The sequence below is a fragment of the Pseudomonas sp. FG86 genome (genome assembly GCF_057808775.1).
In genome coordinates, this window is the sequence record NZ_JBMDIS010000017.1 from 77,799 (window position 1) to 90,299 (window position 12,501).

A 12,501-nucleotide genomic window follows, 5' to 3' on the forward strand; every position below is an offset into this window, starting at 1 on the left:
AGTCAATTATACTCGTTACTATAATTTATAGTCCTTTACATAATTGAGTATAAAACCATGCCCAAGCACAGCGGCTTTGTGTTTCGCCGCCCCACCCTGGCACGCAGTATTGCCGATGGCCTGGTGGGGGCCGGTATTCAGGATTTCACCTCTGGCCTGTTTCTCGCGGCGCCCCGTCGCACCGGCAAAAGCACCTTTCTGCGCGAAGACTTGATTCCGGAATGTCAGCTCCGGGGCTGGCTGACGGTGTATGTGGATCTCTGGGCTGACAAAGAGAAAGATCCTGCAGAGTTGATTGCCAGTGCTATTGCGGCTGCTCTGGTTCCCTATGAAAAGGGCATTCGCAAACTGGCCAAGAACATCGGCATCGAGAAACTGAGCTTTCTGCGTACGCTCTCCTGGGACTTTACCAAGCCACAATTGCCTGTCGGGGCGACGCTGACCCAAGCGTTGGAATTGCTCCACAGCGCTGCTGAAAAACCCGTTGTGCTGGTGATTGACGAAGCGCAGCACGCATTAACCACCGAGTCGGGTATCAATGCGATGTTCGCGTTGAAGGCTGCCCGGGATCAGCTCAACCAAGGCCGTGACGAGGAAGGTAGCGGCTTGCGCCTGGTGTTTACCGGCTCCAACCGCGACAAGCTGGCTCACTTGGTGCTCGGCAAAAGCCAGCCGTTCTTCGGCTCCAGCATCACGCCGTTCCCCTTGCTCGGCAAAGAGTTCACCCAGGCGTACACCGTGCACCTCAACGCTCATTTGGCGCAAACCAATCAGTTCAACCCTGCCGACATTGATGAGGCGTTTGAGCTGGTAGGCCGGCGCCCCGAGATGTTGCGTACGATCATCGGTGAAGTCGCGTTGGAGTTAGGCGAGGCCAGTAACCTCGGCCAACTCCTGCACAGCCGCGCCGAGCTGTTGCGCGCGGGTGTATGGACCGAGTTCGAAAGCGCCTGGAACGCCCTGACCATCCCGCAGCGCGCCGTGCTGGAGGTGATGGTGGAGCGCTCTCAAAACAACGAACCCTTCGCGCCATTTACCGACAGCACCCTCACGGCTGTCAGCAAGGCGCTGGAAGATATGGGCAGCGACGTGGTACCGGGTACCCAGACCATCCAGGCCTGCATCGATGCCCTGCGCGACAAGGAACTGGTGTGGAAGTCGAGCCGGGGCGGTTATGCCCTGGAAGACAAGACATTCGGCGACTGGCTGCGGCACAAGCGCCATGCCCCCCACTAAAGACACCACACATCCCATGTGGGAGGGGGCTTGCCCCCGATGACGGACGGTCAGTTGATACAGCTTTGGCTGACCCACCGCTATCGGGGGCAAGCCCCCTCCCACATGGGGTGTTTGGTGTGGTTTATTTCTTCAGCAGTGCCGAACACGCCGTCTTGAAGGCCTCATGCTGATACTTGTTCAGTGTCGCCGGCAGGTCAAAGTTGTGCTTCTTGTTCTGCGCGTTGACGGTCTGTGGTGACAGCAGCGTCACCTCAACCCCCTCCAGCAGTTGAAACACCCCTTCAATCTTGAACGTGGTCGGGCCGCCGGCGAATTCGCCTTTCTTGCTGCGCTTCTTGATGGCGATGCGCTGGATGGCGTTTTCCTGCACGAACGCCTTCACCTGGGCGGCGAAGGCTTTGACGTTGGCGGCTTCATCGTCGTCTTCAAGGGCGATTTTCTTGGTGGCCAGGGCGACGTGGGTCAGTGTCTGGTCGTCCAGGGAGGCAACGGCGAAGATCGCTTCGCTGCCTTTGATTTCGATGCCGCAGAGAGTCATGAGTAGCCTTGGTTCAAAGAGAGAGGCAGGGATTGTCGCTTATTCCTGCCCAATCGACTCCAGAAACTCCGACCGCTCATCACTCATCCGCGCCAGGCAATCATTCTGCGCAATTGCATATTCCTTGGTGCCTGTCACCGCCGGGAAGGTATCCACCGCGCAATCGGCGTCACGCAGCTTTTCCCACTTCTGCTGGGCGTCCTTCAGACGAGCGGTAATGTCGGCGAGCTGTGACTTGTTGCGGCCATAGGTCGAACCCATGCGCTCCAGCAGGACCTGGTAGTTATCCTTGAGCAATTGTTCTGCGGTGGTTTTGTTGTAGGTGGCGCATTCCAGGGTTTGCTTGTCGTTTTCGATGCCGTCGCACGGCGTGCTGTCGGTGTCTTCGGCGGCGTGGACGCCGGTTGCGATGAGTGCCAAAGCCAGGAAAATCGATTTCATTGCGCCGTCTCATATCAGTGGATGACCGAATTCTGGCTCAAGCGTAAGACAAAGAACAGCCGCCAGTCAGACACCTCTTAACAGCCTTTGTCGCGGATTGACGCTTTCGGCAATTCCCCTGTCGTTTTTGCACCCGGCTCAGGTTGCCCCTGGGCATATGCTGGCCCCAAAGCGCCGGCAGACGATTCGGCGCATGAATCGCCAATAAGGGGACGCCTGATGAGCCCAGCGCAATTGCACGCCGACAGCATCGTTATCGACGGGCTGATCATTGCCAAGTGGAACCGCGAGCTGTTCGAGGACATGCGCAAAGGTGGCCTGACCGCCGCCAACTGCACCGTGTCGGTGTGGGAAGGGTTCCAGGCCACGATCAACAACATCGTCGCCAGCCAGACCTTGATCCGCGAGAACAGCGACCTGGTGATCCCGGTGAAGACCACCGCCGACATCCGCAAGGCCAAGGAACAGGGCAAGACCGGCATCATCTTCGGCTTCCAGAACGCCCACGCGTTTGAAGACCAGCTCGGCTACGTCGAGATCTTCAAGCAGCTCGGCGTCGGTGTGGTGCAGATGTGCTACAACACCCAGAACCTGGTGGGCACCGGTTGCTACGAGCGCGACGGCGGCCTGTCGGGCTTCGGTCGCGAGATCGTCGCCGAGATGAACCGCGTCGGCATCATGTGCGACCTGTCCCACGTCGGCTCCAAGACCAGCGAAGAAGTCATCCTCGAATCGAAGAAACCGGTGTGCTACTCCCACTGCCTGCCATCGGGCCTTAAGGAGCACCCGCGCAACAAGTCCGATGAAGAGCTGAAGTTCATTGCCGACCACGGCGGTTTTGTCGGTGTGACCATGTTTGCGCCGTTCCTGGCCAAGGGCATCGATTCCACCATCGACGACTACGCCGAAGCGATTGAATACACCATGAACATCGTCGGCGAAGACGCCATCGGCATCGGCACCGACTTCACCCAGGGCCATGGCCAGGATTTCTTCGAAATGCTGACCCATGACAAGGGCTACGCCCGCCGCCTGACCAGCTTCGGCAAGATCATCAACCCGCTGGGCATCCGCACCGTGGGCGAGTTCCCCAACCTCACCGAGACCCTGCTCAAGCGCGGCCACTCTGAGCGTGTGGTGCGCAAGATCATGGGCGAGAACTGGGTCAACGTCTTGAAGGACGTTTGGGGCGAATAAGCCAAACACCCCCGGGCATACCACTACGAATTTTTCTGGAGTTAAGTTTCCATGGCCAAGATCGCCCCGCAATTGCCAATCGAAGTCGACAGCGAAACCGGTGTCTGGACTTCCGACGCCCTGCCGATGCTGTACGTACCGCGCCATTTCTTCGTCAACAACCACATGGGCATCGAAGAAGTGCTGGGCGCCGAAGCCTACGCCGAGATCCTCTACAAGGCCGGCTACAAGTCCGCCTGGCACTGGTGTGAAAAAGAAGCCGAATGCCACGGCCTGGAAGGCGTCGCGGTGTTCGAGCACTACATGAAACGCCTGTCGCAACGCGGCTGGGGCCTGTTCAAGATCCAGGACATCGACCTCGACAAAGGCACCGCCAGCGTCAAGCTGGAACACTCGGCGTTCGTCTACGTGTACGGCAAGGTCGGGCGCAAGGTCGACTACATGTTCACCGGCTGGTTTGCCGGTGCCATGGACCAGATCCTGCAAGCGCGTGGTAGCCAGATTCGCACCGTGGCCGAGCAAGTCTACGGAGGCTCCGAAGAGGGCCACGATGACGGCCTGTTCATCGTCAAGCCGTTGTAAGCCGAGGACCCTGCCATGGCTTTCGAAGCAATGTTCCAGCCGATCCAGATCGGCAAACTGACCATCCGCAACCGCGTGCTCAGTACCGCCCACGCCGAGGTGTATGCCACCGACGGCGGCATGACCACCGACCGCTATGTGAAGTACTACGAAGAGAAAGCCAAGGGCGGTATCGGCCTGGCGATCTGCGGCGGTTCCTCGGTGGTGGCCATCGACAGCCCCCAGGAATGGTGGAGTTCGGTGAACCTGTCCACCGACCGCATCATCCCGCACTTCCAGAACCTGGCCGACGCCATGCACAAGCATGGCGCCAAGATCATGATCCAGATTACCCACATGGGCCGTCGCTCGCGTTGGGACGGCTTTAACTGGCCAACCCTGATGTCGCCGTCCGGCGTGCGCGAGCCGGTGCATCGCGCCACCTGTAAGACCATCGAGCCGGAAGAAATCTGGCGCGTGATCGGCAACTACGCCAGCGCCGCCAAGCGCGCCAAGGCCGGTGGCCTGGACGGGGTGGAACTGTCCGCAGTGCACCAGCACATGATCGACCAGTTCTGGAGCCCACGGGTCAACAAGCGTACCGACGAGTGGGGCGGTACCTTCGAAGGCCGCATGAAGTTCGGCCTGGAAGTCTTGAAGGCCGTTCGCGCCGAGGTCGGTGACGACTTCTGCGTGGGCATGCGCCTGTGCGGTGACGAGTTCCACCCGGACGGCCTGTCCCACGAGGACATGAAGCAGATCGCCAAGTATTACGACGACACCGGCATGCTCGATTTCATCGGCGTGGTGGGCTCGGGTTGCGATACCCACAACACCCTGGCGAACGTGATCCCCAACATGAGTTATCCACCGGAGCCGTTCCTGCATTTGGCGGCCGGTATCAAGGAAGTGGTCAAGGTTCCGGTGCTGCACGCGCAGAACATCAAGGACCCGAACCAGGCCACCCGTATCCTCGAAGGCGGCTATGTGGACATGGTCGGCATGACCCGTGCGCACATCGCCGACCCGCACCTGATCGCCAAGATCAAGATGGGCCAGATCGACCAGATCAAACAGTGCGTCGGCGCCAACTATTGCATCGACCGCCAGTACCAGGGCCTGGATGTGCTGTGCATCCAGAACGCCGCGACGTCGCGTGAATACATGGGCGTGCCGCACATCATCGAGAAGTCCACCGAGCCCAAGCGCAAAGTCGTGGTGGTCGGTGCCGGCCCGGCCGGGATGGAGGCCGCGCGCGTGGCCGCCGAACGTGGCCACGACGTGACCCTGCTCGAGAAGAAAGAATTTATCGGCGGGCAAATCACCACCGCCTCCAAGGCCCCGCAGCGCGACCAGATCGCCGGTATCACCCGCTGGTTCCAGCTGGAGCTGGCGCGTTTGAAAGTCGACCTGCGCCTGGGGGTTGCCGCTGACGCTGAAACCATTCTGGACCTGCGTCCGGACGTGGTCGTGCTGGCGGTCGGCGGGCATCCGAATCTCGAGCAAAACGAACACTGGGGCGCAGCCGAAGGCCTGGTGGTGAGCAGTTGGGACGTGCTCGACGGCAAGGTGGCGCCGGGCAAGAACGTGCTGGTGTACGACACCATCTGTGAGTTCACCGGCATGTCAGTGGCGGATTTCCTCGCGGACAAAGGCAGCCAGGTCGAGATCGTCACCGACGACATCAAGCCCGGCGTGGCCATCGGCGGTACGTCGTTCCCGACCTACTACCGCAGCATGTACCCCAAGGAAGTGATCATGACCGGCGACATGATGCTGGAAAAGGTCTACCGCGAAGGCGACAAGCTGGTGGCGGTGCTGGAGAACGAATACACCGGCGCCAAGGAGGAGCGGGTGGTGGACCAGGTGGTGGTGGAGAACGGTGTCCGTCCGGACGAGGAAATCTACTACGCCCTCAAGCCAGGTTCGCGCAACAAGGGCCAGATCGACGTTGAAGCCCTGTTCGCGATCAAGCCACAGCCGTGCCTGAGCGAGACGGGCGATGGGTACTTGCTGTTCCGCATCGGTGACTGTGTGGCCCAGCGCAATACCCACGCTGCCATCTATGACGCCCTGCGCCTGTGCAAGGATTTCTAAGCCGGCCTTGAACCAATGTGTACTCGGTCCAAGTGTGGGAGGGGGCTTGCCCCCGATGGCGGAGTGTCAGTTGATACAGCTGTTGCTGAACCACCGCTATCGGGGGCAAGCCCCCTCCCACATTCAGGGCCGGTTTCACAGTAGACCTGTGTGGTCTGTGGGAGCTTCACCATGTTGAACACCTTGCTGCCTATTCTTTTGTTTGCCGCCCTGGGCCTCGCCGTCCTCGGCGCCCTGCGCCGGGTGAACATGTGGCGCCGTGGCCGCGCGTCCAAGGTCGACCTGCTGGGCGGCCTGCTGGCCATGCCCAAGCGCTACATGGTCGACCTGCACCACGTGGTTGCCCGCGACAAATACATCGCCAACACCCACGTCGCTACGGCGCTGGGCTTTGTGCTGTCGGCGCTGCTGGCGATCCTGGTGCATGGCTTTGGCCTGCACAATCGCATCCTCGGCTACGCCTTGCTGCTGGCCTCGGTGCTGATGTTTGTCGGCGCCACGTTCGTCTACCTGCGTCGGCGTAACCCACCGTCGCGCCTGTCCAAAGGCCCGTGGATGCGCCTGCCGAAAAGCCTGATGGCGTTCTCGGTGAGCTTCTTCCTGGTGACCTTGCCGGTGGCCGGGATCCTGCCTGCCGACTTCGGCGGCTGGCTGCTGGCAGCGTTGCTCAGCGTTGGCGTGCTGTGGGGCGTGTCCGAGATGTTCTTCGGCATGACCTGGGGCGGCCCGATGAAACACGCCTTCGCCGGGGCTCTGCACCTGGCCTGGCACCGCCGCGCCGAGCGTTTTGGCGGTGGCCGATCCACAGGTTTGAAGCCGCTGGACCTGACCGACAAAAGCGCGCCACTGGGCGTGGAAAAACCCAAGGATTTCACCTGGAACCAACTGCTCGGCTTCGACGCCTGTGTGCAGTGCGGCAAGTGCGAAGCCGCGTGCCCGGCATTTGCCGCTGGCCAGCCGCTGAACCCGAAAAAGCTGATCCAGGACATGGTGGTCGGCCTCGCCGGCGGCACCGATGCCGCATTCGCCGGCAGCCCGTATCCCGGTAAGCCGATCGGCGAACACAGCGGTAATCCTCATCAACCGATCGTCAACGGCCTGGTGGACGCCGAGACCCTGTGGTCGTGCACCACCTGCCGTGCCTGCGTGGAAGAGTGCCCGATGATGATCGAGCACGTGGACGCCATCGTCGACATGCGCCGCCACCTCACCCTGGAAAAAGGCGCCACACCGAACAAGGGCGCCGAAGTCCTGGAGAACCTTATCGCCACCGACAACCCGGGCGGCTTTGCCCCGGGCGGGCGCCTGAACTGGGCGGCAGACTTGAACCTGCCGCTGTTCAGTGAAAAAGGCAGCGCCGATGTGCTGTTCTGGGTCGGCGACGGTGCCTTCGACATGCGTAACCAACGGACCTTGCGCGCCTTCGTCAAAGTGCTGAAAGCGGCCAAGGTCGACTTCGCCGTGCTTGGCCTCGAGGAGCGCGACAGTGGCGATGTGGCCCGTCGCCTGGGCGACGAAGCGACCTTCCAGCTGTTGGCCACACGCAATATCCAGACCTTGGCCAAGTACAGCTTCAAGCGCATCGTCACGTGCGACCCGCACAGTTTCCACGTGCTGAAAAACGAATACGGCGCCTTCAACGGTGACTATGTGGTGCAGCATCACAGCACTTACATGGCCGAACTGATCGGCGACGGCGCATTGAACCTGGGCCAGCACAAGGGCAACAGCGTGACCTATCACGACCCTTGTTACCTCGGCCGCTACAACGGCGAATACGAAGCACCGCGCCAAGTGCTGCGGGCGCTGGGGATCGAGGTCAAGGAAATGCAACGCTCGGGCTTCCGTTCACGCTGCTGCGGTGGCGGCGGCGGTGCGCCGATTACGGACATTCCCGGCAAGCAACGTATCCCGGATATGCGCATGGACGACATCCGCGAAACCGGCGCCGAGCTGGTGGCCGTGGGGTGCCCACAGTGCACCGCGATGCTCGAAGGCGTGGTCGAACCGCGCCCACTGATCAAGGACATCGCCGAGTTGGTGGCTGACGCCTTGCTCGAAGATGCCACGCCGGCCAAGGCTCCCATCCCGCGTGAACCTGCGGAGGTGCACTGATGAGCGACATTATCCGCCGCGACCCACGGGCCGAATGGATTGCCCGTAACCGTCTGCACCCGCTGCATGCGGCGATGCAGCCGCTGCAACACAGCTGGATGGGGCCCAACGGCGTCATTCGCAAGAACGTGCACGGTGTCGGTTTTATCGGCCCCAACGGCATCAAGCGCATCGACCGCAGCGGCGCCCAGCAGGGTGGCGCGACCAAGCGTACAGCCGCGGTAGAAGTGCAGTTGCCGTTGCATCAGGTGCCCAGCCCGGCGTTCTACATCAACGTGGTACCGGACATGGTCGGCGGCCGCCTGAGCAGCCATGACCGAGACCTGCTCGGCCTGGCCCGGCAACTGGCCGGCAGCGACGGCGCGGTACTGGCGGTGGTGTTTGGCGAGCATAAGGAAAGCGCGTTTGCCACGGCCGGCGTCGATCGTCTGCTGGTGCTGGAAGGCCACGAGTTCGACGGTTACTCACCGGAGCAACGCGTCCAGGGCCTGCGGGCCGTGGACCAACAATTCAACCCGCGCCACTGGTTGCTGCCCGACAGCCGCGGTGGCGGCGGCGAACTGGGTCGGCGTTTCGCCGCCAGCCTCAAGGAGCGCCCGGCCACGCGGGTGTGGCAGATCAAGGGGGAGGAATGCATCGGCCGCGCCGGTGCCGGCCAGCAAGACTTGGCTCGACCGCTGCCGCGGCTGATCCTGGCCGCCGCCGAGTGTGCCGACCCGGTCAGCGATACCCGTCACGAAGTGCTGCCCGTAGAGTTATCCACAACCCTGGCGCGCAGCCTGCCGCGTATCGAGGACCTCGGCGCGGTGGCGGTGGACCCGGCGGCGATTCCCATGGCCGAGGCCGAGTTCATCTTCTCCGGCGGCAACGGGGTCAAGGACTGGGCACTCTTCCACCAGACCGCCGCCGCACTGGGCGCGACCGAAGGCGCCTCACGGGTAGCGGTGGATGACGGTTTCATGGCGCGCGACCGCCAGGTGGGCGCCAGCGGCACCTGGGTCACCGCACGGGTCTACGTGGCCGTGGGGATCTCTGGGGCGATCCAGCACCTGCAAGGTATCGGCGCCTGCGACAAAGTGGTGGCGATCAACCTCGACCCGGGCTGCGACATGATCAAGCGCGCCGACCTGTCGGTGATCGGCGAAAGCGCCGCGATACTGCAAGCCTTGATCGACGCGGTCCAGACATACCGCAGCGGCGCCAAGCGCGATGCGGCTTAAGGAAATGGCCATGACGACGAATGTAATCAGCCTGGTGTCCATCGGCGCCCACCCGACCTCCGGCCGGCCGCGCCGCGCCGAACAGGATGCCCGCGCTGTGGAACTGGGTTTGCAACTGGCAGGGGACACGTTGCAGGTACTGCATGCCGGCAACATCGCCGAACCCACGTTGCGCAGCTACCTGGGCATGGGGTTGCCGCAACTGCAGGTCCTTGAGCAACCGCTCGGGGCTGATGTGTTGTCGGCGCTCAGCGACTACCTGCGCGACGCGGGGGCACACATCGTGCTGACTGGCAGCCAGGCGGAAACAGGCGAGGGTTCGGGCATGTTGCCGTTCCTGCTCGCCGAGCACCTGGGCTGGCCGTTGATTGTGGGGCTGGCGCAGGTGGAGTCCATCGACGCGGGCGTGGCCCATGTACTGCAAGCCTTGCCCCGCGGCCAACGCCGCCGCTTGAAGGTGCGCCTGCCGTTCCTGGCGACGGTGGATAACGCTGCGCCCAAACCTCGGCAAAGTGCCTACGGCCCGGCGCAACGCGGTGAGCTGGCGGCCCATGAGGTTGAGGTTCAAGAGGATGAGTTATTCGGCAGTGCGCTGTTGCAACCGGCCAAACCTCGGCCCAAGCGGCTCAAGGTGATCAAGGCCAAGAGCGGCGCCGACCGCATGAAGGCCGCCACGGCCAAGGCCAGCGGCGGCGGTGGGCAGGTGCTCAAGGGCGTAAGCGCCGAGGAAGGCGCCCAAGCCATTCTCAAGTTGCTGATCGAAGAAGGCGTGGTGCGTTAACGCATAAACACTGCAAAACAAATGTGGAAGGGAGCTTGCTCCCCTCTCTTAAACGACTGCATTTTTGTGCCGAGCGGGCTTGTTGGGGCAAGCAGGTTTGTTGTGGTGAGCAGGTTTGTTGTGGCGAGCGGGCTTGCCCCGCGTTGGGCTGCGAAGCAGCCCCAATAAGGCCACCGCGTTTATCCAGGCATATTAAATCGCCAGGTTTTGGGGCTGCTTCGCAGCCCAACGCGGGGCAAGCCCGCTCGCCACAACAAGCCCGCTCGCCACAGGGGTTCCAGTTTGCTGCGCGACAGTGCTAAGTCGGGTATTCAGCGGGACCTCATCTCCATCAGACCATGAAATCAAGGCGATGCCGGTGCCGGTGTGGGTGCCGGCGCGGGTTTGGGCACCAGGTCTGGCAAGGCTGACGGCAATGGCGGCGGCGGCAATGCCTGCCAGGTGCCATCCGACGGCTGCATCGGCGCGGGCAACGCCGGGGTAGGGTCGCCCCCAGTGGGCTTGAGGATCATTTTCTCGGTGGTATCGCGCAGGATCATGCCCTCGGTCGAACTGCGTGCCTCCGTGCCGCTGTGGAAGGTGCTGATCTGGGAAATCGGCAGGTCCAGGTTGCGTTCGATCCTCGGCGTCAGCAGCAGGATGATCTCGGTTTTCTGCTGAGTGTTCTGGTTGCTGCCGAACAGTTTCTTGCCAATCCACGGGATCTGGCTCAACCACGGCAGCCCTGAGCCTTCGTCGATATCCGCCGTGCGGATCAGCCCCGAGACGATCTGGGTTTCATTGTTGCGCGCGGTCAACAAGGTCTTGGTCGAGCGGGAGCCCAGCTCGAAGGTGGCCGGCACATTGTCCGAGCCGGGAATGCGCTTGGTGATATGGCTCATTTCCACGTTCAATTCCAGGTTCACTTCATCGCTCAGGCTGATATTGGGCTTGACGTTGATCTGCAGCCCCACGTCCTGATACGACACCGACGATGTGGTGACCTGGTTGGCGGTGGTGGTGGTCACCACCGGGATCTTGTCGCCGATATTCACCTGGGCTTCTTCACGGTTGCGCACGCGAACCCTGGGGTTGGCCAGGGTCACCGTATTGCCGCTGCGTTGCAGCATGTTGATGCGCGCCGAGGTGCTGCCCGCGTCGAGCAGGATGTTGTCGCCATTGAGCCCGCGCAACGCGCTGAGTGGGATACCCGCCAGCCCGGCAGGTACGTTGGCCAGGTTGCCCACGGATAAGCCGATGCTCTCCGGGTACTGGATGCCCAGGTTCCGTTCGTCATTCAGGCTGACCTCCAGCACCTGGATATCGATGGTCACTTCCGACTGCGCGATATCGATGGCCTCCACCAGTTTTTCCACGGCGCTGAGGGTGTCGAGGCCATCGCGCACGATCACCGCGTTGAGGCGTTCGTCCACCAGCACTTCCTTGGGCTTGAGGACCTGCTTGATTTCGGCGCCGACGACCTTGGGGTCGCCATGGCTGAGGTAGAACGTGCGCACTGCCAGCTCACGGTATTCACGCTCTTTGTCCGGTCGCCGGGGATAGATGAGAATGGTGTTGGCGTTGAGGATTTTCTTGTCCAGGCCCTGGGTGGTCAGCAGCAGGTTAAGCGCGTCTTCGGCGGTGGTTCTGCTGGCGGTCATGCTTGCCGAGGCGCTGGGATTGACGTCCTTGTCGATGACGAAGTTCACCCCGGACAGCCGCGCAATCGTTTCGAAAATCGTGCCCAGACTTTGCGAGCTGAAGTCCAGGCTGAGCGGTTTGCGCATTGCGTCACTGAGGTCGGGGCTGAGGTAGTCGGCGCTGACCAGTTGGCGGGTGAGGGCGTTGCGTAAATCGAGGGCGGCGCGGTAATTGGGCTTTTGCGCGATGACCTGGCGCACCAGGTTCAATGCCTCCACGGGGTTCGATTGTTGCAGGGCATAAGCCCGTTCCAGCTGTGGCCGCAGTTGCTTCATCGCCTGGATACTTTGGATTTCCTGGCGAGCACCGAGGTTGCCGGGGTCGTATTTGAGGATGGTTTCCAGCGCGCGGATGGCGGCTGCATCGTCGCCGCGCATCAAGGCGGCACTTGCTTCCCGGCTGTATTGGGCGACCAGCAACTCCAGTTTGCCGAATTGTGCTGTGCGCAACTGCACATCGTCAGGGGCCTCCTTGGCTTCGGCTTGCAGCACCTCGACCGAGCGCACGATGTCGCCCTGTTGGCGCAACGCGTCGCTGTGCTCGATGGCGCGCTGGGTTTCACAGGCCCCCAGCAGCGTCAGCGCCAGGCTCAGGGGGAATAACTTATGTCTCGCCATGATCCTGTCCTTCCC

10 protein-coding genes are annotated in these 12,501 nt (G+C 62.1%); 7 read left to right on the forward strand and 3 right to left on the reverse strand.

The genetic code is table 11. The features are described 5' to 3' along the window. Positions 1-57: 57 nt before the first annotated feature. Positions 58-1,236 (forward strand): AAA family ATPase, encoded by a 1,179-nt coding sequence (locus ACODSV_RS13845; RefSeq protein ID WP_024077813.1) that lies wholly within the window; start codon positions 58-60, stop codon positions 1,234-1,236. 124 nt (positions 1,237-1,360) lie between these two features. Here the strand turns inward: ACODSV_RS13845 and ACODSV_RS13850 are convergent, their stop codons facing one another. Together ACODSV_RS13850 and ACODSV_RS13855 are read right to left on the reverse strand one after the other, a co-directional pair. After that, positions 1,361-1,777, reverse strand: a complete 417-nt coding sequence (locus tag ACODSV_RS13850) for a DUF3010 family protein (protein ID WP_150055971.1) — start codon at positions 1,775-1,777, stop codon at positions 1,361-1,363. 39 nt (positions 1,778-1,816) lie between these two features. Beyond that, positions 1,817-2,218, reverse strand: a complete 402-nt coding sequence (locus ACODSV_RS13855; RefSeq protein ID WP_069077113.1) for a lysozyme inhibitor LprI family protein — start codon at positions 2,216-2,218, stop codon at positions 1,817-1,819. A 219-nt stretch (positions 2,219-2,437) separates the two neighbouring features. Between ACODSV_RS13855 and ACODSV_RS13860 the strand changes: the two genes are divergently transcribed. From ACODSV_RS13860 to etfB, 6 genes are all read left to right on the forward strand, one after another. Next, entirely contained in the window at positions 2,438-3,415 is a 978-nt protein-coding gene (locus tag ACODSV_RS13860; RefSeq protein WP_024077810.1) for a dipeptidase, read from the forward strand. A 51-nt stretch (positions 3,416-3,466) separates the two neighbouring features. Beyond that, positions 3,467-3,997, forward strand: a complete 531-nt coding sequence (locus ACODSV_RS13865; RefSeq protein ID WP_024077809.1) for a 4-vinyl reductase — start codon at positions 3,467-3,469, stop codon at positions 3,995-3,997. A gap of 15 nt (positions 3,998-4,012) precedes the next feature. Then, a complete protein-coding gene (gene dgcA / locus ACODSV_RS13870; RefSeq protein WP_150095219.1) occupies positions 4,013-6,073 on the forward strand; it encodes a dimethylglycine demethylation protein DgcA in 2,061 nt (686 codons plus the stop codon). A gap of 171 nt (positions 6,074-6,244) precedes the next feature. After that, a complete protein-coding gene (gene dgcB / locus ACODSV_RS13875; RefSeq protein ID WP_150095490.1) occupies positions 6,245-8,188 on the forward strand; it encodes a dimethylglycine demethylation protein DgcB in 1,944 nt (647 codons plus the stop codon). Further along, a complete protein-coding gene (gene etfA, locus ACODSV_RS13880; RefSeq protein ID WP_150056342.1) occupies positions 8,188-9,408 on the forward strand; it encodes an electron transfer flavoprotein subunit alpha in 1,221 nt (406 codons plus the stop codon). Before dgcB ends, etfA begins: the two co-directional genes overlap by 1 nt. A 10-nt stretch (positions 9,409-9,418) precedes the next feature. Next, the gene (etfB, locus tag ACODSV_RS13885; RefSeq protein ID WP_150056343.1) at positions 9,419-10,189 is read left to right on the forward strand and encodes an electron transfer flavoprotein subunit beta; all 771 of its coding nucleotides are present in this window, start codon (positions 9,419-9,421) and stop codon (positions 10,187-10,189) included. 344 nt (positions 10,190-10,533) lie between these two features. Here etfB and ACODSV_RS13890 read toward each other — a convergent pair whose 3' ends face one another. After that, entirely contained in the window at positions 10,534-12,486 is a 1,953-nt protein-coding gene (locus ACODSV_RS13890) for a secretin N-terminal domain-containing protein (RefSeq protein WP_150054098.1), read from the reverse strand. Between the last annotated feature and the right edge of the window lie 15 nt (positions 12,487-12,501).